We start from the raw sequence: 22834 nt of genomic DNA, 5'->3' as shown, positions 1-22834 counted from the left end.
CACGCTCCTTTAAAATAGTAAAAATGCTATTGGTGTTACGATGATTAACGTTAATACGACACGTTCAAACCAAATGATTATAATTTGGCGCAATGTCACTGGAATTTCAGTTGATAAAATAAGTGGTATCACAGCCGAAAAGAACAAAATTGCTGAAATTGATACAACTGCCACAATAAATTTCGTCACAAGTGCTGCTTGTGTGACAACAAGTGCTGGTAAAAATATTTCTGCTAACGATAATGATAGCGCTTTCGCAGCTAAAAATGGTTCTGGAATTTGTAGTACATATGTGAATGGTACAAAAATATACGAAAGCCAATCAAAAATTGGTGTATATGTTGCAAGCACAAGTCCTAAAAGACCAACTGATAGAATCGATGGCATAACCCCCATCGTCATAATGAAGCCATCTTTTAGATTCGCCCATAAGATTTTAGACATAGGTGGATTTTGCTCTATTGCCTCCATCGCTTGACGCCACGCCTCTTTAAAACGCCCCTTCTTCACAATCTTTTCTGGTTGCGGCGTCGCGCCCTCGTAGTATTCATCCTTCATTGTACGAATTGGATAAATGCGCACTGTTAAGGCAGTGACCAAAAATGTTACAACGAGTGACACCCAGAAAAATGCATTCCAATGCTGCATCATATCCAACGTACCGGCAATGACAACCATAAACGTTACAGATACAGTCGAGAAGCCTGTTCCAATAATCACAGCCTCCTTCGCTGTGTAGCGACCTTCCGTATAAAGACGGTTTGTTAACAGCAATCCAACCGAATAACTCCCGACAAATGAAGCTACTGCATCCACCGCTGAACGTCCTGATGTTTTAAAAACAGGTTTCATAAACGGCTGTGCTAAAACACCGATGTATTCAAGCAATCCATAGCTAACTAGAAGTGCTAGAAACAAAGACCCTATCGGAATTAATATGCCCACTGGTTTAACAAGCTTTTCTAGTAAATACGGACCAATACTTTCATCCGCTAACCATGCAGGCGCTATATTGAAAATCAACAAAATCCCCGCAATCATACCGCCCACTTTAAAGATTGACATCACAATATTGACTGTCGACTTATTCCATTTCTTTGTCATGAATGGATGAATCGCTCCACCTACAAGCATTATGAGTACATATGCAGTTACAAGTAGTGGTGCTTCGGTGCGAATAAAACTCACGATGTGATCAATTAAAATGGAATCCTTACCTCGCCATTCAAAAGATACAAAGAAACTGAATATTCCGATTACACTACAGATAAACATCTTAATAGCGGAGGAGATTCGAAACTGCGAATCTCGCTCCAGTTCTCGCTGATGAAATTCCATACTACTCCCTCCCCGATGTAAGTGCTTTTTCTGAAAGAAATCTCTAGGTCATCAAAACTAGTTAAAGGATTTTTTGGATTTTCTCTAGGAAGCTATTGCCTTAAAACTTACTTATACTCATTTAATAGAACATCACTCGTTAACAAATACTGTGCAAGCGCTTCAATTTCATCGCCGATTGGTTGATCCGCTAACAGCGGCGGACAAAATTCACGCACTTTTTCTAAATACTTTCGAGTTGTTGGAGATAATTGATCTTCTGCCTTATCTAAATGAATAGCCTGCGATGCACAAATCATTTCTATCGCAATGACACGAGCCGCATTATGTACAATTTGACGTACTTGGCGGGCCGATGTTGTACCCATGCTCACATGATCCTCTTGGTTACCTGATGTCGGTATAGAATCTACGCTTGAAGGATGTGCCAATACTTTGTTTTCAGATACGATAGAAGCTGCTGTATATTGAGCGATCATTAGTCCACATTCAATACCAGGATTTGTCGCTAAAAATGGTGGCAAACCTTCGTTAAGCTGCGGATTTACCATGCGTTCTGTACGTCTCTCTGAAATATTAGCCCACTCACATACACCAACTTTTAAAAAGTCCATGGCTAATGCAATTGGTTGACCGTGGAAATGCCCACCAGACAATACTTCTCCATTTTCTAAAACAATCGGATTATCTGTCGTTGCATTCATTTCAATTTGCACACGGTCCTCCGCATAGAAAAATGACTGCCATGAAGCACCATGTACTTGCGGAATGCAACGTAGTGAATAGGCATCCTGCATGCGGATTTCACCTTGCTTTGTCACACGTTTACTTCCATCAAGCCACTTACGGATTCGTCCACCAACAAGCTCTAATTCCGGGTGTGGTCTTACCGCCAAAAGCGATGGATCAAATGCGGAAGTAATACCCTTCAGTGACTCCAGCGTTAAACTTGCTGCCATATCTGCCGCTAGCCCAATACGCTCTGCCTCGTTCACTGTTAAAACCCCAATACCTGTCATTGCTTGTGTACCATTAACAAGCGCTAGCCCTTCCTTAGCTTGTAGTCGGACAGGCGTTAGCCCAGCTTGCTGTAACGCCGCACTGCCGCTCATAACCTCTCCATTAAACTCCGCCTTACCTTCACCTACTAGCACTAAAGCCAAATGTGACAACGGCGCTAAATCTCCGCTTGCTCCAACTGAACCTTGAGACGGTACAATCGGATGTACGCCCTTATTGATCAAATCCAATAACAGTTGCACGGTTTCCAGACGAATACCTGAAAAACCACGCGCTAGAGCATTGGCACGTAAAACCATCATGGCACGTACAACATCTGTCGGGAACGGTACACCAACACCTGTTGCATCTGAGCGTAATAAATTCAACTGTAAAAGCTCAATGTCTTCCTCTTCAATCTTTATATTACTTAGCTTTCCAAAGCCTGTATTCACACCATAAATGGTTTGGCCCTCAGCTAAGCGTTTTTCAATTCGCTCCCTACTTAAACGGATACGCTCCACACTGTCTGCAGATAGCGCAACCGTAGCAAGGCCATTTACAATTCCCCCTATTTGCTGTCTTGTTAATGTCTTGCCATCGAGCTCGATAATAGACTTCATACTGACATCCCCCTGTTCCCTTAAAGCTATGTAAAAATGCTTTTAATCAATTTCGCGATCACTATAAAAGATAAATAACAATTACACTAACTACATTGTACTAACTACCTTTTTCAGAAAATAGGGAATTTTAAAAGAGAAAACATGAATTATTTCAGAATTTTTGTTATTTTAATAATATAACAGTACTTTTTTACGAAACTAGATAATTTTAAGGGGATTACAGTTATGAAATTGTTACTTATTGACAGGGACTCCACTGATCTCTCAGGTATTCGTTGGTTTTTACATACATATTTTCCCGGAGATGTAACTATTGAAATAGGTACAACTATTAATGAGGCACTTCAAAGTATCCAGCAATTCGAGCCTGAGGTGATACTACTCAATATCGACCTATTCTCAAATAATCGTTTAACTGCGCTTTATCGTGCTTTACAAAAACATTCAGGGACTATATTAGCTATGACGACAGAGCCATTGTTTAAAAATGCATTAAAAGCAATCGATCTACAGGTCGCACATCTTTTCGTCAAACCAATTGATTTAGAAGTATTAAAGCAAAAGCTCACTGCGATTTCCCTTCGGACACCAAAAGCAGAAGCAGCGTATCAAGAAACTACAGATGAATCCTTTTACTATCAACTATTTTTAGATAGTAAAACAAGTTCCCTAGAGTCAAATACACATTTCGCAATGATCGAGCCTGAGCATTCCGAAATGTTTAACAGACTATACAACTGGCTTCAGCAAACGCCTATTTATTCTAGTATGAGGATTTATCCTTTATCGGAAAAAATCGTATGTTTATTCCAAACAAATGATTTAGAGAAGGATGTTCGTACATTAATGAAGGAATGGCGATTAACAAATAATAGTTCTTTAAATATCGGAGTTTATGATGGAGAGTCGACCACCATGAAGAATATGTATACCTTAACGAAACGCGCACTTCATCAAAGCTTTTACGAAGGCTATGGGCATATTTTTTATGCGAGCAAACAATTGGAGACACAGCCATTCGATCCATTACTAACACCTGAAGAGCAGCAATTGCTAATAAGTAGCTTAGAGGACGGGAATATCGAAGCCGTCAAAACATTTTTATATCGACTATCTAATGAAGGAATTTATTACAAGCAAGATGATTTACGTATTCATCTAACGAGTGTTTTGGCGCAAATTAGGCGCTTTATGCTGAAGTATAAATTACATGAGAAAGCTGCAATTGAGCAAAATTATCGTCAGCTTTTTCATTTAATTATTGAATATCCAATATTTTATACCATTCTAAATGGCATCATATCATTTACACAAAGATTAATTGAATTAGCTCGCGAGGCACGAATGGAAAAAAGGGCTGACTATGTAGAACTGGCCATAGAAATTATCGACCAACAATTTCAGGATAGCGGGTTATCTTTACCTTACGTTGCTCATAAATTAGGGATTAGTCCTAATTATTTAAGTACGATTTTTTCAAAGAAGCAAGGCTTGCCATTGAAACGCTACCTTCAGCAGGTCCGAATTCAAAATGCCACAAAAATGCTTGTAGAAACGGATTTTGCTATTAGTGAAATTGCCTATTTAAATGGTTTTGATGATTCGAATTACTTCATTAAAATTTTCAAACAACACATCGGAATTACTCCTCATCGTTATCGAAAAGCTTAAAGTTTCATTAAGTAACATGGAGTTGATTTTGTTCCAACTGGGAACTTGTGCGTAAGCGTAGCGGAGATGAAGGCTTTATCTTCGCGAGATCACATCGATATCTGATTATCAAGAGGTGGCCAAGCCTTCACTGCAATCAAGTATTATTTTCAATTATCATACCCTATTTTCAATAAGAATAAATAAACAAAGGAGTTCATTTTAATTTCTTTTATTCTTAAGCTCCCTCTTCTTCATAACTTATTTTTAAGTAATTCTCGAAAATGTTTAAAAAACCTAAATTAGTGGTAAAGGTTAATCATAATCCTTTTAAGTCTAGCATATATTTATAATTTATATATTACTATAAAAATTCTTTAACAATAATGATTATAATTTACTAGCAATTCTAGTTTGCGTTTGTTATAGTTATTGATGAAGAGTTTGACTCACAATTTTTCTTAGGAGGTAAACTAATATGACAAATGAAAATAATCGTAGCCGTCGTTTTACAACAGCAGGTGGTGCTCCAGTAGTAAGCAACCACGATTCTATGTCAGCAGGTCCTCGTGGTCCTCTATTACTTCAGGATGTATGGCTAATTGAAAAATTAGCGAACTTCAACCGTGAAGTTATTCCTGAACGTCGTATGCACGCTAAAGGTTCAGGTGCATTCGGTACTCTCACTGTAACGCATGATATTACTAAATATACAAAAGCAAAAATCTTCTCAGAAGTTGGAAAAAAGACTGAGATGTTTGCACGCTTCTCAACAGTTGCAGGTGAGCGTGGTGCAGCGGATGCTGAGCGCGATATTCGTGGCTTCGCACTTAAGTTCTATACTGAAGAAGGTAACTGGGATTTAGTTGGTAACAACACACCTGTATTCTTCTTCCGTGATCCTTTACACTTCACAGATTTAAACCACGTGGTAAAACGCGACCCACGCACAAATATGAAAAACGCTAATTCAAACTGGGATTTCTGGACTTCATTACCAGAGGCGCTTCACCAAGTAACAATTGTTATGTCTGACCGTGGTATTCCGACTGGATACCGCAATATGCATGGTTTCGGTTCTCACACTTATAGCTTTATTAATGCTGAAAATGAGCGCGTATGGGTTAAATTCCACTTCCGTACAGAGCAAGACATTAAAAACTTCACTGGTGCTGAGGCTGCTGAAGTAATCAGTAACGACCGCGAATCTTCACAACGCGATCTATATGAGGCAATTGAAAAAGGCGATTTCCCTAAATGGAAAATGTACATTCAAGTAATGACAGAGGAACAAGCTCGTGAGTTACCATATAACCCATTTGATTTAACAAAAGTATGGTATAAAAAAGACTTCCCATTAATTCCTGTGGGTGAATTCGAGTTAAACAAAAATGCGGACAACTACTTTGCGGAAGTTGAGCAAGCTGCCTTTGCACCATCTAACATTATCCCTGGTATTAGCTTCTCGCCAGACAAAATGTTACAAGCTCGTATCTTTGCGTATGCAGATGCACAACGCTACCGTTTAGGTGTGAACCACTACGCACTTCCTGTAAATGCACCAAAATGTCCATTCCGTACGTTCCACCGCGACGGTGCTATGCGTTTCGATGGCAATCTTGGTTCAACTTTGGGCTATGAACCAAATAGCTATGGTGAATGGGAGCATAATTTAGACTATAAAGAGCCTGAATTACGTATTGACGGTAATGCCGGTATCCACGACTTCCGTGAAGACGACAGCAACTACTTCGAGCAGCCGGGTAAATTATTCCGCCTAATGACTGCCGAAGAGCAACAACGCCTATTCGAAAATACTGCTAATGATATGGCACCAGTTGAAGAGTTCATCAAACGTCGTCATATCCTGCACTGCTATTTAGCTGATCCAGCATATGGTGAAGGTATAGCAAAAGCTATGGGTCTTTCATTGGAAGGTATGGATCTTTCAAACCCATACGAAAAACAAGCAACAAACGTTTAACTTATTTCAGCAAACAAACATTTGCTGAGGCATAATTGATTTTTCCACTTATTATTGATATCCAAATCCAACTTTTTACTCCATGTGAAGGGCAACTTCACATGGAGCTTTTTTATAGAACGAGGGCTCATCACCATAATGTGTGGTTGATTTCCGTTCCGACTGGACGCTTTCCCAATGGCGTCCGATGAACCTAAAATAAGGCTTGTGCCTAATTTGATAGACACAAGCCCTCTTCGCTAATTATTGATAAATTTGACTGCCTGCCTTTTTAAATTCCTCAGCTTTCTCTTGCATTCCTTTATGGATTGCTTCAGTCGTATTTAAATCTTGATCTTTTGCATAATTACGAATATCTTGTGAGATTCTCATACTACAAAACTTAGGTCCACACATTGAACAGAAGTGCGCAGTTTTCGCTCCTTCTGCAGGCAACGTTTCATCGTGGTATTCGACTGCACGCTCTGGATCTAACGAAAGATTGAATTGATCGCGCCAGCGGAATTCAAATCGTGCCTTAGATAGTGCATCGTCACGCTGCTGTGCTCCCGGATGCCCTTTCGCTAAATCTGCCGCGTGTGCAGCAATTTTATACGTAATAACCCCTACACGAACGTCCTCACGATTTGGTAAGCCGAGATGCTCTTTAGGCGTCACATAACATAGCATTGCCGTACCATACCAACCGATCATCGCAGCACCAATAGCCGATGTAATATGGTCATAGCCAGGAGCAATATCTGTTGTTAACGGCCCTAAAGTATAGAAAGGTGCTTCCTTACACACCTCTAACTGCTTATCCATATTTTCTTTAATAAGATGCATTGGTACATGTCCCGGTCCTTCTACCATCACTTGTACATCATGCTTCCAGGCAATTTGCGTTAATTCCCCTAGCGTCTCTAGCTCCGCAAATTGAGCCTCATCATTTGCATCTGCTATAGAACCCGGACGTAAACCATCACCTAAAGAGAAGGCTACATCATAGGTTTTCATAATTTCACAGATTTCTTCAAAATGAGTATATAAAAAGCTCTCTTGATGGTGATATAAACACCACTGCGCCATAATCGAGCCTCCACGAGACACTATGCCTGTTACACGATTAGCCGTTAATGGCACATAGCGCAGTAATACCCCTGCATGAATCGTGAAGTAATCAACACCTTGCTCAGCCTGTTCGATTAACGTATCACGATACACTTCCCACGTTAAATCCTCTGCCACACCATTTACTTTTTCTAGCGCTTGATAAATCGGCACCGTTCCTACTGGCACCGCGGCATTACGGATAATCCATTCACGTGTCGTATGAATATGCTTACCAGTAGATAAATCCATAATGTTATCAGCACCCCAGCGTGTAGCCCACGTCATTTTTTCTACCTCTTCTGCAATAGAGGATGACACTGCTGAATTGCCAATATTGGCGTTAATTTTTACGTGGAAGTTGCGTCCAATAATCATCGGCTCTGCCTCAGGGTGATTAATATTAGATGGCAAAATAGCACGTCCTGCCGCGATCTCTGAGCGCACAAATTCTGGGTCCATATTTTCACGTATCGCTACAAATTCCATTTCTGGAGTAATAATTCCCTTTCGTGCATAGTGAAGCTGTGTTACATTTTTACCTTTCTTCGCGCGTAAAGGCTTTCTAGATAATTCCGGAAAAACATTTTCATTCATTCGCGGATCATCAGCTTTACGGAATCCATTATCTTCTGGCTTGATAGTACGACCTTCGTATTCTTCAACATCACCGCGTTCTTTGATCCATGCACTACATAAAGCTGGCAATCCTTTCGTAATATCCACCTTATACGCAGGATCAGTGTACGGGCCGCTCGTATCATAAACACGTACTGGCGCATTTTCCTCTTCACCAAAGCTTCCAGTCGTTGGACTTAGAGCAATTTCACGCATTGGCACTAAAATATCTGATTGAGATCCTTCTACGTAAACTTTTTTACTTCCTTCAAAACTAGACATAATCGTAATATTCTTGTCGCTAACTGTTGTCATAAACTACTTCGCTCCCTTTTACATTTATATAAGGACCGAATCTAGCTCACCCAAACAAAGACAAAAGCCGAATCCAAAAAATTTTGGATCCGGCTAAGAATGTAAAGGTATAGTTATTGCAAATAACATTGAGTGCAATAATGGTTAACTTTCCCACGCTGGTATGAGCCAGATCAGGTCCAAAGGGTCAAGAAACCTCTATGCGTTTCCCTCTCAGCCTGACTCATCAGACTCCCCTAGTTAATGCTATTAAGTTTGATGATAGTGTAGCAGATATTGCTAATAGATGGAAGCTTCATTTGAATTATTTTTGGCTTATCATTAAAAGTTGTCGATGGTATTCATTAAAACTTGTGCCATGTATATTAGTTGATTGGAGTGGAGGCTGGGCGACTCCTCGGGGATCAGCAATAGAGGAACGAAGGCTAAAACCATCACGTCCTGTGATAACGCCTTCGTGACCAGCATCGTGCTGGCCCGAGACCCTGCAGCGAAGCGAAGCGGCTCATCGGACGCCCCCAGGAAAGCGCACAGCCGGAACGGAATTCAACTTCACGTTATTCGATGAATTCATATACTTTGAAGATTTATCGGAACAAAATCTCATTTTATCGGAACAATTTTAACTTTTATCGGAATATTATCTTGTTTTATCGGAACAATTTTAACATTTATCAGAACAATTTCAGTTTTTATCAACTATGGGCAATCAAATGAGCACCTAGCAGTTAGGTAAACAACAGTTCCGCTACATAAATCACGATTGTCACTGTAATACAGCTTACAATCGTTGAAAATAAAACTGTTTGTGCAGCAGTTGCCGATTCTACGTCATATTCTAATGCCAAACTTGAGCTATTTCGCGACGTCGGGAACGAACTAGCTATAAAAAGTGATTGTGCCACGACACCGTCAAGACCAAGCGCAAAAATGATGAGCAATGCTACGGTTGGCCCTATGACTAGTCGTGTAAAACAGCTAATGAATACCATCTTATTGAACATGGATTTGATTTCAAGCTGTGATAGTTGTGCCCCTAAAGTTATTAATGCTACAGCGATAAAGCCATCTGCCACATGATCTATCGGAATTCTTACAAACTGTGGAATAGCAATATTAAAATAGTTCATTGCCACACCAATAATAAGTGCATGAATAATAGGCATTTTGAGGAAATCTTTCACAATAGACATGCTCGATTTTGTTGAAGAGATTAAATTATACAAGCCATAAGTGTAGGTCGTCATATTTTGAAATATTACAAGAATGACCTGAATTGCTACTCCAATCGGCTGGGTCACAAAAATCATCTGTGCCACTGGAATACCATAGTTACCTGAATTAATTAGGACAACACTATTTTTAAACACTGCCGCCTCTGTTTTTACTAAACCGAGTCCCTTTGCTAGAAAGTGACTAAGCACCATTTGGCTTCCGATAAAGAGTAGGATAAATAACGCAACTTCCCCAAGTACAGACAGCTCTATACTCGTTTCATATAAATTCACAAAAACAGCTGCTGGCATGAAACAATATGTAATAAGTTGGGATAACGCCTTTAAATTAAAGCGAAATTTCTTTTGTAAAACTGCGCCAAGTACTAGAAGCACTAAAATCGGAGCTACAATTTGAAAAAATATCATACCGAGATACACCATAGTGATGTCCCCCTTCCCTCTCCTATAGTAGTGCTGTTTTTATGCTTGGTCAATGTACTTCAAAATCAACTCACCGCTCATATCAAGGCATTTTTTCTGAACACACTGAACTAATACAGTGTCTTTAATAGATGGTAAAAGTTATCTTTCGGAACGTTATAGCGCTTGAAATGAGCGTGATTTCCGCACCAAATTACCAAGTTTCGCGCAAAAAAACCGCACTTCACTTTCAGATTTTCTGAAATAATTAAGGATTCTTAAAAACGAACGATACAGAAAAAGGGACTACATTTCATTTAAGTATAATAAATAGTAAAATATACCCTTCATGTACTAAATTAGAGAAATATATGATATATTATCCATTAAATACGATGATCGGAGTGACTAAAATGAAGAATAAAGTATTAACGACTTTTATGGCAACTGCTATTACAGCAACCCTAGTATCACCAATGTCAACTGCAGATGCCGCTTCAAATGATTCACCTTTAAACCACTCAATTCAAATGGATGGGCAGGTAGCTGCGGCCAAAACAAAGGGGCAAACTGTTACCATTAACAACGTCACTAAAGAGAAAGTACTTACATCCAATGGCCAATTTAAAATTAGTCAGTCGCTGAAACCTCTCTTTAAAACAGCTAATAGCACTGCATTGAAGAATGCCCAAGCTACAATTGTAGTAAAAAATGGCGAAATCACGAGCGTTACAGAGCTAACATTAACTAAAGCTGGCACAAACAATAAAGCGGTATATTTTGATGGTGGTGACGCACAAATTGAAGGAAGCCTAACTGTAAATGCGGATTATGTAAAGGTTCAAAATGTAAACATTAAAGATAAGCTTATTGTAACTAATCTTGTGAAGAAGGCCATTACAATTGATAGCGTTGCTATTGGGGATACAATTACTTTTAAGCCTTTATTGACTAGAAATATTAATTGGTTAAATGTTTCCCTAAAAGATATTAAATCTCCAAACATTAACTTGGAGCGCACTAAAGTAAATGTGACTTCTGACAAAGCTATTTCAAAAATCGATGTAGTTGGTAAAGTTGCAGCATTTGAAGTTACAGCCAATGTTGATAAGCTTACAATCGATGTTGAGAATGATTTTAGCCTTTACGGAGAAGGTAAAATTGAACAAGTGATCGTCAAACACGGGGCAAAGGTGGCATTAGATTCAGGACACCTAATTAACAAGGTGCAGGTGGATGATAAAAAAGCCTCTGTGATATTACCTGTGGTGAATAAAAATGAGCTTAGTAATTTAGTAGCTATACCTCCGTACGTTGCCGTATCCGTTAATGGATATGACGTTTTAACAACTGAAAGATGGACGACGCAGGCTGAACGTACAGCATTCGAATATGCCTTAAGCAGCGCAAGAGCAGTAGCTAATAATTCCAACGCCTCTCAGGAACAAGTAAACAATGCTATTACACAATACAGAATTGCATTAACCGTTTATCAAGCTGTGCAAAAAAATGGAACAAAATATGGTTATAGCGATAAGTCTTCATTACAATCAACGATTAATTCTATTCAGTATGTAACGGTTTCTTGGAACAATGGTAATGATATAGCATCATATGTACCTTGGACGACGCAAAGTGAGAAGGATGCTCTTACCTCTGCCGTTTCATCGGCTCAGTACGTTGTAAATAATAGCTATGCAACGCAGTCTGATATCACCAATGCTATTAGCAATTTAAACTACGCTATCACTGTTTATAAGAGCGCTCAAAAATATGGTACTTATCAATACAATGCCGATCGATCTGACCTTTTATCACTTATTAACTCTGTTCAGTATGTAACCGTTTCTGTGAATGGATCTGAACTATCCTCCAATGTAATTTGGACGACGCAAAGTGAAAAAGACGCTCTAGTTTCTGCTGTTTCATACGCACAAAGTACTGCAAATAATAGCTCTTCGTCTCAATCAGATATTTCGTATGCATATAGTTACTTATATAATGCCATTTCAACATATAGGGGTAATTATAAATCAGGTGCGAATTATGGGAATTACGTTGATAAATCTTGGCTAAAGTCACTCATTAATTCTGTTCAGTACGTAAAAGTTTCTGCGAATGGAGATGGCTCTGATATCCCCTATTATGAAAGGTGGACAACAGCACGAGAAAAACAGGACCTAGAAAAAGCAGTTGATTACGCCCAATCTGTTGTTAATAACTCCTATGCATCTTCGTACGAGGTGACAGATGCTATTAACAGTTTAGACAGGGCCATCAAAATCTATAAAGATGTCCAACGTTCAGGTAAACAATAAAAATTGAAAGGACTTGGCACAATGCCGAGTCCTTTCATGTTGAGGAAAAACAACTATTGTATGAATAAAATTAAGTTGTCCTATTAAATATAATATGGTTCTTCAATCTCATATAAAATCAAATCTCAACCCAAAATATCTACCGGCGAAATCATACTCATTTTTCTCCAGTCTTTATACCATTCTTCAATTTCCTCTCTAGGCTCCATCGCTAATTGCTCCTGCAGCATTTTTTTTAATAGCCAATATTGCTCCTCTACTGCAGCAACGTTGTTCAGTAAATCATAGAGCTTCATCAAGGTGAAATAGCTTTCTTCCTCATCAGGTGAAAATAATTGAACTTTTTCTTGCACCTTCACAGCAGCTTGATAGTCTTTATTTTTTATATAGAACTCACTTAATTGTTGAGCATGGCGCAACCACAATCGTCTTAGTCGCTCTTTTTCACTTTCTGACCATATATAACCGTCATCACCTAAATAATCGCCTGTATAAGCTTGGAATACACACTCATACTCCTCTATCGTTCCCTGATCAAGTGGAGGCAAAGATTTTAATTGAGTTAGCCATTGCTCTACATCAATTACCACATTTTCTAGCAATACTCTATAGCCTGAATTTAGTAATGGACTAGAGATCTTCACACCATCTAGTCCATAATTTTTTAAAGTTTGTCGGACGGTGTAAATAGCTGTATATAGCTGCTTGGAGGCCTTATCTATATCGGATTCTGGCCAAAACAACTCCAAAATGGTGTCTCGATAAATCATTTCATTGCGATGGCTAAGCATATAAGTAAACAATCCTTTTGCTTTCGATGTACGCCATTTCATTAATTGTGTATTACCATCAGGCGTAACTACCTTCAGGCCCCCTAATAGCTGAATCGTTTTTTTCTTAGTTGGAATTGGTGGATTTTTTTCGATAATCCGTTGTAATCGTTCCAATGCTTTATGCAAACGAGGCTTTTGCACAGGCTTTAATAAATAATCTATAGCATGCAAATTGAAAGCATCTATAGCATATTGGTCAAATCCTGTAGTAAAAACAATTTCTACGTTTGGCAATAGTTCTTGAATTTTTTCCCCGAGCGCAAGTCCATCCATATTAGGCATTACTATATCTAAAAATACAACATCAGGTTGTAAACTTTGTATTTGAGCAATCGCTTCTAAAGAATCTGTATAATCTCCAACTATGTCAATTTCCGGGATACTACTTTTTTCAATTAAGGTTTTTAGTCTCATTAATGGCAAATATTCATCATCGACTATTACAATTCTCATAACATCCCCTCCTAAAAAGCTAGTCATATATTAATATCGTTCATTTATATTAATTTTGATAAAAAATGTTACTTTTGAAGGAGTTTTTGAGAATCTGTCGAAAAATATCATCTATGATAAAAACAAAAACTCTTTCAAAAAAAATAAAAATTTTCCTGATTGCTAGTATATTCTTTACCTTGCTTACATTACTGCGATTCGCCTGGATGGATTTCATTAATGTCCCAGAAGGATTAGTTGCGAAACAAGGGACTATCGATTTAAGAGGTATTGAAACTAGTAAAGATTTTCAAAGAAAACTACAGGGTGAATGGGCGTTTTACCCAAATACCCTACTCGTTTCAAAAAACCAAAAACCATCTGAACAGAATGATCATGAAATTTATTCCGCTTTACCAGAATCTTGGGATCAATACTTTAACAACGGAAAAAACATTCATTTTGGTTCTTATCGCTTAACTATTTTGAAAGATCACAAAAAGCCTCAACTATATGGCATTACTATACCCGAAGGACTGTCACCATATGAGCTTTATGTTGATGGACAGCTTATTGGTGGTCTAGGAGACATGACATTAGATAATGAAAAAACTGCCCCCATCGGTAGACCTATCACCTATTATTTTACACTAGATTCCAGTGAGAGTGAGATCATCATACAAGGCTTCCAAACAAATCGCTATGCACAAGGTGGTTTTACAAAAGAAATAATTTTTGGCGATTTACAGTCTATGGAACAATCCAAGTTTTTTTCATTTACAACGCAAATTGTAGTTTGTCTAGTGTTTATAATTTACTTACTTTTCACGATTTTACTTTATGCGATAGGAATTCGAAGTAACTCACTTATTTACTTCACAATGCACATTATTTCGACATGTATAACTATTCTTGCTTCAAGCAATAGAATTTTATATATTTACATGCCCATTAACTGGATTTGGGCGAATAAAATATATTACTTCTTTTATATTAGTACCATGCTATTTCTCTTTTTATTTTTACGCGATCTGGTCAAGGAGTATTCCAAACCCAAAATATTAAATGTTATTCCAATACTATTAGCTGCATACTTACTGTTTATTGTCATAGCTCCTATCGAGTATATTGTTAGTACTAAAATTATTTTCATAATACTCCTTATTGTTTCACCTATTATTATAACCATTTTCATGCTAATTATAGTAATTAAAGGAGACAACGGAGTAACATTTTTATTATTAATGGGTGCTGCGGTTGTAAATAATTCGTTATTTTTCTCATTTGGCCAGAAAAATTACCCATTCGATATATTGATTGCTATCAATGCCTTATCAGCATTTTGGATTACTCGTTATTTCCAAACAACGCAGCAAACTGAAAAGCTTTCCGTGAAGCTGCAAAAAGAGATAAATACAAAGGATGATTTTCTTGCAAATACCTCACATGAGCTTCGCAATCCACTGCACGGCATGATGAGTATTGCACAAACACTCTTAGTGAAGCAGGATCATCAACTCGCTGAAAAAAATAATGACGATTTAAAGCTTTTGCTAACAATCGGTAATCATATGTCCTATATGCTAGATGATTTACTTGATTTAGTAAATTTAAAGGAAAAAACTATTCGTCTTCAGCTAAAGCCGATTAATGCTTATAATCTAGCAAGCGGTGTAAGCAATATATTTCTTTTTATGTTAAAAGGTAAACCTGTAGAGGTAATAATAGACATCCCTAAAGATTTACCACCTGTGTTGGCAGACGAGACTCGGCTTATTCAAATTTTTACGAACTTACTTCATAATGCTATTAAATTTACCGAAAAAGGTTCTATTACTTTCGATGCCGAAGTGGTCGGCAAAAAACTATATATTTCTATTACGGATACAGGGATTGGCATTGAAAAGGACATGCAAGAAAAAATATTTGAGCCCTATGAGCAAGTTGATTCAAGTATGACATCTATCGGTGGTGGACTTGGTCTAGGATTAAGTATCTGCCAAGAACTCGTTACCTTACATGGAGGCACAATGTCGCTGTCATCCACTGTTGGCAAAGGCTCTACGTTTACTTTCTCATTACCGATAGCTAAAGACTTGGCGGTGGATGAAGCCGACTTAAACGCTGAACATGATGCTTCTCTTTCTAAATACGTTTCATTATTAAACAACCTTTCTATGATTGAAGGTGAAATTACTGCAGCTACTGAACAAGGGTCCCTTGTGACAAGTCATTCGCGTGTTTTAATTGTTGATGATGACGCTGTGAACTTACAGGTGCTTGTTAATGTGCTGTCAACGGAGCCATACGAAATTGAAACGGCAATAAGTGGTGCAGAGGCTCTAAAAAAACTACAGGAAAGCAGCTTTGATTTAGTCATTTCTGATATTATGATGCCGTATATGTCAGGCTATGATTTAGCAAAACGGATTCGTGAGCGATTCTCTATTTCCGAGCTACCTATTCTTTTCTTAACAGCTCGTCAGCAAAGAGAGGATATACAGCTTGCTTTTTTAAGTGGTGCAAATGATTATGTAAAGAAACCAGTGGAATATGTGGAGCTTAAATCAAGGGTCCATGCACTCGTTCGTGTTAAGCAATCCAGTGAAGAACGTCTACGCATCGAAGCAGCATGGCTACAAGCTCAGATTCAGCCCCACTTTTTCTTTAACACACTTAACTCTATTATTTCTCTACACGGAGTAGACGATGAGCAAATGGAGGAATTACTGCTTGCTTTTAGTGATTATTTACAGATGAGCTTTGATTTCCAAAATGCTGACTTAGTTGTGCCTCTTAACTATGAATTAAAGCTGGTCCGCTCCTACATAGCCATAGAGCAAATACGCTTTGGCAATAGAGTTCAAGTAGAATGGGACATCCCTGAAATAATAGAGCTATCCGTCCCACCACTGTCGATTCAAACACTGGTTGAAAACGCCATCCAGCATGGGATTTTACCTAAACAACAAGGAGGAACCATCACAATTCGCATTATAGAGGTCGACGAGTACTTTACAATCTCCATTTCCGATAATGGCGTTGGCTTCGATAACACTGACCCTAAAAAGAAAGCAAGTATCGGTCTCGTTAATACTGAACAACGCCTAAAGCAATTATTTGGCGCGCAATTAACGATCGAAAGTGTGATTGGACAAGGCACGACCATCTCTTTCCCAATTCCTAAATAAGGGTAGGATCATCGGGTTCTATCCGTTCTACAAATTAAAAAACAACAGGCTAGATCCCTATAGCCTGTTGTTTCTTTTATATAAGCAATATTGCCTCTGCATAGGTTTTAAAATCACCTAAATGATTCTCAATAATTGCTTGGAGTATATTTAATTCGATTGCTTGATAATCGCGCACAGCAATATTTCGGAACCCAATCATATTTATTAATGTTTTTGCTAATGCATGGTCTATAATGTTATTTTCCTCAAGAAACTTGAATGCTTCTCTACTCGTTTTAGGTAAACCAAGCTTTAAATCACTAACAATATGCATTGCCAAATCAATACTAGCTTCACACGCACGTTGAATATTCAAAACGATACTGTCCTGCTTCGTAAAATCTTGCAAATTTTCAGGATTACCACCATACACCTCGTTGACACGGTTCACACAGCGTTCAATTGTAGCAATCTTATTTAGAATAACATCATTATTCACCATAGACACTACCCCTCTCTTCAATTGCCTTCAGAATTCCCGCACGTTGTTCATTTAACGTCACATACATTGATAGAGCCCTCATTCGTTCTTTAACAAAGGCGTTTTCATCTTGGCAATCAATGACCATACCACTTGAAAAAATTTGTGCTGCAAACACTGTATCAACCGTCTTCATATCGACTAAATCAACATCAATATTACAAGCATGTGCAATTTCTCCGGCTAATAGAAAACGTTCATAACCCGAGAGAGGCTTATTTGCATAATACGCTATATCTAAATCACTATCTTCACGTGCCGAACCCCGCGCATAAGAACCAAAAACAATAACAAAGGCTGGATTAACAGCTGATGCTAGTTTTTCAACAACTACCTTCTGCCAGTTTTGTTGCAAATCAAACACCCCCGCTCCTTCTTAGGATCATTATAACAAAATCTATCCTTTGTATGAGGGTTCTAACCGTTAGTTTCGGGATTCTATCTTGAAGTTTTGCAGTTCTATCCATCATTCTTACGATTCTATCCATCACTTTGCGGGTTCTACCCACCATTCTTGCGATTCTATCCATCTTATCCATCTCTATTGAAAAGCGCGATCTCTTACCCTTCATATTCCCATAAGTACATAAGACACAAATTGTTTTAAAAAAATGTACTACCTATCTACCTATTCACTCAAAATATACATAAAAGAATCCTAATATATGATAAAATTGGTTTATCTTACTCAGCAGAAGTCCCCACCTCAAAAGTTGTGGTATGAATCGGATGTAGTTCCATTTCAATAAGTGCCCAAACACCTGCTGAAAATAGAAGAACTCAGTCTAAGAACGCCACGTCCTGTGGCAACGACTGAGTGACCAACATCATGCTGACGCTACGTTGCACTGCGCTTTCTCACAAAAAACATCATGTTGGCCTAAAGTTTCCGGCGGATGTCACGGATTTTGAAAGGAGTGAATTGTGCGGGCACGATTCAAAATCCGGACTCAATTACGCCAAGGCGAAATTGATCAACATATATTAGGATATTCTCAAGGCAATCAAAGATTTCATCTAGGACAAAAATCCCGATGAATTACTATGACACTTATGAAAAAACCAATTAGGAGGTTTCCCGTATTATGAAAAACAAAAGAAAACTAGCCTTCCTCGCCCTAGTTGCGGCCCCTTCACTAATCTATGCTGCACCTACTATGTCAGCATCGGCTGCTGATATTACAGGACAGGTAAAAACTGCTTACATATACGATAATACTTATTACTACAACTCTAAGGTTTCGAATGTTGTTCGACTTATTTCGAATATTAATGATACAACCGCTTCATTCCAAGCAAATTTAGAGACAGCTAGCAAAGCATACGATGAGTTGACTGCAACGGAACAACAGTACGTGACGAATTATTCAACGCTGTCCAATCATAAACAGACGAAAGTAGCGTATCGTAAGCTTGCTGATCAAATTGAAGAGAAATTGGCATCGGTGGAATCGACTTCCGTTAATTACTACCAAAATGTTATGGAAACGAAAGATTGGTACAATACGTTAAATGCAGCGCAAAAGACCTTTGTAAGTGCGGAATCACAAAGAATATTGACATCCTATATTTCACCAAACACATCTATCGATAAAGTGGTCAATAAAATCCAATTATTAAACTCTTCTCGCATTACCTTTCATCAAGATGTAGCTGATGCTAGAGCTGAGCTTAATGCACTACGCAGACATACAAACGTCTCATTACCTGCTGGTGTCGAAAAGATGTTGTTAGATGCTGAACAGCTTGTTGTAAAGGATAAGGCGGCAGCTAAGGAAGTAGAAAATGCCATTGCCGATTTATCGCCTAAAACGTCCACTGCCCAAGATGTACAGGCAGTGAAAACAGCCTTCGAAGCTTTAACACCTGTGCAACAGCAGCTTGTGCCAAACGTTTGGACTTTAGTAGACTTTGTAAATGGAAAATATGATCTACCGACTAAAGGAAACGGGACTAAAACTCCAGTTTTATCGGATACGACAGCCGTACCTGGTAAGATCACTGCTATGACTAGAAACAAAAATACCTATACAGCAAAAATAAACGTTGCAGACTCAGAAAATAGTACAGAGCGCTTCGTTTTAACAACAAAATCCAATATGACTGTTATTATTCCACCACTAGGAACTCTTCTTAATGAGGATACTGGTGTTATGGAAATTCAAATTACACGAAATTTGAATCGTATCACATTCCAGGCAACATTAAATAAAAAACCAGTTGAATTCGAGGCGGATATGGAAATCATTATCAATAGCCTATCACCGAATGCCTCCATCGTTCGTACCTATGACTTTGGCGAACAAGAACCTGCTGATTACACAGTAGAAGGAAATCGTCATTTCATTCAAACAAAGACATCTGGTTCATTCCAAATTGTTAGATAGTAATCCACTAATGATCTTCAGTAAAAAAATCATAGCCCTCTGCCAATTTTATTACTTGCGGAGGGTTATGATTTTTTCTGCTCTGCTTTTGCTTCTTCACAGTCAACCTCTTCTTTCAAAAATTCAATGGGCACCTGTAACGAAATCCCTCTTATATTAATACATCATAAAGAGGACCTTTTCATATCATTACACCAACAACTTTGCTCTACTTGGTATTTCAAACAGCCCCCTTTATCAACATTTCTTGGTCCAACAACTGATTAGGCAATGCGCTTTCATTCCCTTCATAAGAACGCTCTTTTATCGCGTTCTTTCAAAAAAAAATCAGAAAACTATTGACAATTGTCATAAAACGGGGATAATCATTAATAAAGTTTCCTTAGAGAAACAATATGAAGTTCGGGAAATATTATTATAGAGAGGAATAAAAAATGCGTATGGAAAAAACATTGAAACCACTTTCTGAATGCTCATTTGGAGATTGCTTTTTAATAAAAGAAATTAATATTAAGGGTCCTCTTAGAAGAAGATTATTAGATTTAGGCTTTGTGAAAGAAGCAGAAATCTCTGTTCTTCGTAAAAGTCCTTTAGGCGACCCTGTTGCTTATCGCGTAAGTAATACGACGATTGCATTACGTAATGATGAAAGCTCTATGATTTTAGGCGAAATTGTTAGGGGGAATACAAAATGAGCGTAAATAGAATAGCTTTAGCAGGAAATCCAAATACTGGTAAAAGTACATTGTTTAATACATTAACAGGATTGAAGCAACATACTGGGAACTGGCCAGGGAAAACGGTTGTTCATGCAGAAGGATCTTTTGAACACAAAGGACAGCAATATGTACTCGTGGATTTACCCGGGACCTATTCTCTATTTTCCAATTCAGCAGATGAAGAAGTAGCAAGAGACCATATTGTTTTTGACCAACCGGATGCAACGATTGTTGTGCTTGATGCAACATCATTAGAGAGAAATTTAAATCTTGCGCTCCAAGTTTTAGAAATGACTGATAATGTCATCATTTGTATCAATTTAATTGATGAAGCGGAGAAAAAAGGTATCCGAATTGATGAAAAGAGATTAGCTCGTGAACTAGGAGTCCCAGTTGTAAAAATATCGGCAAGAAATAAAAAAGGCATTAATCGATTGCTGGATACATTAAATCAACTGGTGAATGGGACAATTGTGACAACTCCGTATCGCATGAAATACTCGAAAGATATAGAGGAAGCCATTACAAAGATAGAATCGAAATTAGAAGGTTATTTTGATGAAAAATATCCATCGAGATGGGTTGCCCTTCGCTTACTTGATGGTGATGAGGAATTGATCTTAAAACTGCAAAATCATAAGAATAATAAACAGCACGAGGTGAGAACGAATGGAGTCCCAGTCAGTGTTAAATCATAATTCACTTAAGGGTATTTTAGCTGAAGTGAACGAGGTTTCGAATGAGGATATTCGAGATGAAATCGTTAGTGATATTTATACTAAAAGCAAATCTTTATGTAAAAAAGTAGTATCGCAGCAACCTGCAATGTACAGATCTGATAAATTAGATGAAATTTTCACATCCCGCATTTGGGGATTCCCTATTATGCTTATCTTACTTGGGACTGTCTTTTACATTACTATTGCTGGCGCAAACGTACCATCAGATATGTTAGCAAACTTATTCGGCTATCTAGAAGGTAAGCTAAGCATTCTTTTTGAAGCAATGCACGCACCAGAATGGCTACACGGTATTTTAATTCTTGGGCTATTTAGAGGTACCGGTTGGGTTATTAGTGTTATGCTACCTCCAATGGCTATATTCTTCCCTATGTTTGCCCTATTAGAAAACTACGGTTATCTACCACGTGTAGCATTTAATATGGACCGTTTATTTAAACGAGCAGGTGGACACGGAAAACAATCATTAACAATGGCAATGGGCTTTGGCTGTAATGCTGCTGCTATTCTGTCAACGAGAATTATAGAATCCCCTCGTGAACGAATGTTAGCCATTTTAACGAACAATTTTGTTCCTTGTAATGGGAGATGGCCAACACTTATTTTATTAGCATCCTTATTTATGGTAACTGGTTTTTCAGGTGCAACAAGTACACTTGTAACATCGGCCATTTTAATAGGATTTGTTATGTTGGGCGTCGTTGTAACATTATCTGTTTCATGGGTCCTTTCTAAAACAGCTTTAAAGGGTGTACCAACCCATTACACATTAGAGCTTCCACCATTCCGAAAACCAAAGTTCTGGGATACAATTTTAAGAGCAAGTATTGATAAAGCATGGAATGTATTAAAAAGAGCGGTTATCGTTGCAGCGCCTGCCTCTATTTTGACTTGGGTATTCGCCAATATTTACGTTGGTGATACGAGTATTCTAATGCATTTTGTTAACTTTTTAGAGCCGTTTGGTCACGCTCTTGGTATGGATGGTTTTATTATGGCTGCATTTATTCTTGGGCTGCCAGCCAATGAAATTGTTATCCCTATCCTAATTATGGCGTATTTATCGCAAGGAGCTATGCTAGAAATCGAGGATTTATCGAAGCTAAAACAAGTGTTTATCGACCAAGGCTGGACTTGGCTAACAGCTTTAAATATGATGTTATTCTCACTGCTACACTTCCCTTGTGGAACGACTTTAGTCAATATTTATAAAGAAACAAAAAGTGCAAAGTGGACATTTATGTCGTTTTTAATTCCAACGGTTATTGCCATTGGCGTAACATGGCTAACAGCAACAATTGCTCGAGCGTTTGGTTGGGTGTGATGATGGATGGTCTTAAACCAAATATCCCTTATTTGGTATCACATACGTATTTACACCACATAAGGGCTTAATTTTTCATAAAACGATAGAGCAAGAAACTATAAATGGAAA

At 38.1% G+C, this 22834-nt stretch carries 15 protein-coding genes and 1 riboswitch; of the genes, 8 read left to right on the top strand and 7 right to left on the bottom strand.

Translation table 11 applies throughout. The features are described from left to right. Window positions 1-9 precede the first annotated feature (9 nt). Both ACMZ42_RS16040 and hutH read right to left on the bottom strand, forming a co-directional pair. Window positions 10-1338 carry a YjiH family protein gene (locus ACMZ42_RS16040; RefSeq protein ID WP_415732000.1) on the bottom strand — a complete coding sequence of 443 codons (1329 nt, stop codon included), beginning with the start codon at window positions 1336-1338 and terminating at the stop codon, window positions 10-12. 107 nt (window positions 1339-1445) lie between these two features. Continuing rightward, window positions 1446-2960, bottom strand: coding sequence for a histidine ammonia-lyase (gene hutH, locus ACMZ42_RS16035; RefSeq protein ID WP_415731999.1), 1515 nt, complete (start codon window positions 2958-2960; stop codon window positions 1446-1448). Window positions 2961-3188: 228 nt separating this feature from the next. Here hutH and ACMZ42_RS16030 point away from each other — a divergent pair, with 228 nt between their 5' ends. Together ACMZ42_RS16030 and ACMZ42_RS16025 are read left to right on the top strand one after the other, a co-directional pair. Next, on the top strand, window positions 3189-4634 hold the full coding sequence (locus ACMZ42_RS16030) for a helix-turn-helix domain-containing protein (protein ID WP_415731998.1): 1446 nt from the start codon (window positions 3189-3191) through the stop codon (window positions 4632-4634). 457 nt (window positions 4635-5091) lie between these two features. After that, on the top strand, window positions 5092-6597 hold the full coding sequence (locus tag ACMZ42_RS16025) for a catalase (protein ID WP_415731997.1): 1506 nt from the start codon (window positions 5092-5094) through the stop codon (window positions 6595-6597). A gap of 243 nt (window positions 6598-6840) precedes the next feature. Here ACMZ42_RS16025 and thiC read toward each other — a convergent pair whose 3' ends face one another. After that, entirely contained in the window at window positions 6841-8619 is a 1779-nt protein-coding gene (thiC, locus tag ACMZ42_RS16020; protein WP_415731996.1) for a phosphomethylpyrimidine synthase ThiC, read from the bottom strand. 133 nt (window positions 8620-8752) lie between these two features. Continuing rightward, window positions 8753-8867: riboswitch (TPP riboswitch) on the bottom strand. Between the two features lie 480 nt (window positions 8868-9347). Then, window positions 9348-10277 (bottom strand): AEC family transporter, encoded by a 930-nt coding sequence (locus tag ACMZ42_RS16015; protein WP_415731995.1) that lies wholly within the window; start codon window positions 10275-10277, stop codon window positions 9348-9350. A gap of 392 nt (window positions 10278-10669) precedes the next feature. On the opposite strand from ACMZ42_RS16015, the gene ACMZ42_RS16010 reads away from it, so the two are divergent. Further along, complete coding sequence (locus ACMZ42_RS16010) at window positions 10670-12574, top strand: S-layer protein (RefSeq protein WP_415731994.1); 1905 nt, start codon at window positions 10670-10672, stop codon at window positions 12572-12574. Between the two features lie 125 nt (window positions 12575-12699). On the opposite strand, the gene ACMZ42_RS16005 is transcribed toward ACMZ42_RS16010, so the two are convergent. Next, complete coding sequence (locus ACMZ42_RS16005) at window positions 12700-13860, bottom strand: response regulator (protein WP_370079667.1); 1161 nt, start codon at window positions 13858-13860, stop codon at window positions 12700-12702. A gap of 206 nt (window positions 13861-14066) precedes the next feature. On the opposite strand from ACMZ42_RS16005, the gene ACMZ42_RS16000 reads away from it, so the two are divergent. Then, complete coding sequence (locus ACMZ42_RS16000; protein WP_415731993.1) at window positions 14067-17030, top strand: ATP-binding protein; 2964 nt, start codon at window positions 14067-14069, stop codon at window positions 17028-17030. A gap of 76 nt (window positions 17031-17106) precedes the next feature. Here ACMZ42_RS16000 and hepT read toward each other — a convergent pair whose 3' ends face one another. Together hepT and mntA are read right to left on the bottom strand one after the other, a co-directional pair. Further along, the gene (hepT, locus tag ACMZ42_RS15995) at window positions 17107-17511 is read right to left on the bottom strand and encodes a type VII toxin-antitoxin system HepT family RNase toxin (RefSeq protein ID WP_415732008.1); all 405 of its coding nucleotides are present in this window, start codon (window positions 17509-17511) and stop codon (window positions 17107-17109) included. Then, window positions 17504-17917, bottom strand: a complete 414-nt coding sequence (gene mntA / locus ACMZ42_RS15990; RefSeq protein ID WP_370079663.1) for a type VII toxin-antitoxin system MntA family adenylyltransferase antitoxin — start codon at window positions 17915-17917, stop codon at window positions 17504-17506. The genes hepT and mntA overlap by 8 nt, the downstream gene beginning before the upstream one ends. 721 nt (window positions 17918-18638) lie before the next feature. Here mntA and ACMZ42_RS15985 point away from each other — a divergent pair. The 4 genes from ACMZ42_RS15985 (at window position 18639) to ACMZ42_RS15970 (ending at window position 22723) form a co-directional block, all read left to right on the top strand. Next, on the top strand, window positions 18639-19940 hold the full coding sequence (locus ACMZ42_RS15985; RefSeq protein WP_415731992.1) for a hypothetical protein: 1302 nt from the start codon (window positions 18639-18641) through the stop codon (window positions 19938-19940). 434 nt (window positions 19941-20374) lie between these two features. Further along, window positions 20375-20635: a FeoA family protein gene (locus ACMZ42_RS15980; RefSeq protein WP_370079657.1), complete on the top strand. Its 261-nt coding sequence runs from the start codon at window positions 20375-20377 to the stop codon at window positions 20633-20635. Beyond that, window positions 20632-21357 (top strand): FeoB small GTPase domain-containing protein, encoded by a 726-nt coding sequence (locus tag ACMZ42_RS15975; RefSeq protein WP_370079655.1) that lies wholly within the window; start codon window positions 20632-20634, stop codon window positions 21355-21357. The genes ACMZ42_RS15980 and ACMZ42_RS15975 overlap by 4 nt, the downstream gene beginning before the upstream one ends. Continuing rightward, complete coding sequence (locus tag ACMZ42_RS15970; RefSeq protein WP_415731991.1) at window positions 21329-22723, top strand: nucleoside recognition domain-containing protein; 1395 nt, start codon at window positions 21329-21331, stop codon at window positions 22721-22723. Before ACMZ42_RS15975 ends, ACMZ42_RS15970 begins: the two co-directional genes overlap by 29 nt. Window positions 22724-22834: the final 111 nt, after the last annotated feature.

It is taken from the genome of Lysinibacillus sp. NPDC056185 (assembly GCF_047737915.1).
In the GTDB taxonomy this organism is placed as follows: Bacteria; Bacillota; Bacilli; order Bacillales_A; family Planococcaceae; genus Lysinibacillus.
The sequence above is the reverse complement of the archived record's forward strand: the minus strand, read 5'-3'. Positions and strand labels throughout refer to the sequence as shown.

Excerpts from the sequence above, each read along its gene's own strand:
- ACMZ42_RS15985 (WP_415731992.1), top strand. The coding sequence starts at position 18,639 with ATGAAAAACAAAAGAAAACTAGCCTTCCTCGCCCTAGTTGCGGCCCCT.
- hutH (WP_415731999.1), bottom strand. The coding sequence starts at position 2,960 with ATGAAGTCTATTATCGAGCTCGATGGCAAGACATTAACAAGACAGCAA.
- ACMZ42_RS16030 (WP_415731998.1), top strand. The coding sequence starts at position 3,189 with ATGAAATTGTTACTTATTGACAGGGACTCCACTGATCTCTCAGGTATT.
- ACMZ42_RS15975 (WP_370079655.1), top strand. The coding sequence starts at position 20,632 with ATGAGCGTAAATAGAATAGCTTTAGCAGGAAATCCAAATACTGGTAAA.
- ACMZ42_RS16040 (WP_415732000.1), bottom strand. The coding sequence starts at position 1,338 with ATGGAATTTCATCAGCGAGAACTGGAGCGAGATTCGCAGTTTCGAATC.
- ACMZ42_RS16005 (WP_370079667.1), bottom strand. The coding sequence starts at position 13,860 with ATGAGAATTGTAATAGTCGATGATGAATATTTGCCATTAATGAGACTA.
- ACMZ42_RS16000 (WP_415731993.1), top strand. The coding sequence starts at position 14,067 with ATGGATTTCATTAATGTCCCAGAAGGATTAGTTGCGAAACAAGGGACT.
- ACMZ42_RS16010 (WP_415731994.1), top strand. The coding sequence starts at position 10,670 with ATGAAGAATAAAGTATTAACGACTTTTATGGCAACTGCTATTACAGCA.
- ACMZ42_RS16015 (WP_415731995.1), bottom strand. The coding sequence starts at position 10,277 with ATGGTGTATCTCGGTATGATATTTTTTCAAATTGTAGCTCCGATTTTA.
- ACMZ42_RS15980 (WP_370079657.1), top strand. The coding sequence starts at position 20,375 with ATGCGTATGGAAAAAACATTGAAACCACTTTCTGAATGCTCATTTGGA.
- ACMZ42_RS15970 (WP_415731991.1), top strand. The coding sequence starts at position 21,329 with ATGGAGTCCCAGTCAGTGTTAAATCATAATTCACTTAAGGGTATTTTA.
- ACMZ42_RS16025 (WP_415731997.1), top strand. The coding sequence starts at position 5,092 with ATGACAAATGAAAATAATCGTAGCCGTCGTTTTACAACAGCAGGTGGT.
- thiC (WP_415731996.1), bottom strand. The coding sequence starts at position 8,619 with ATGACAACAGTTAGCGACAAGAATATTACGATTATGTCTAGTTTTGAA.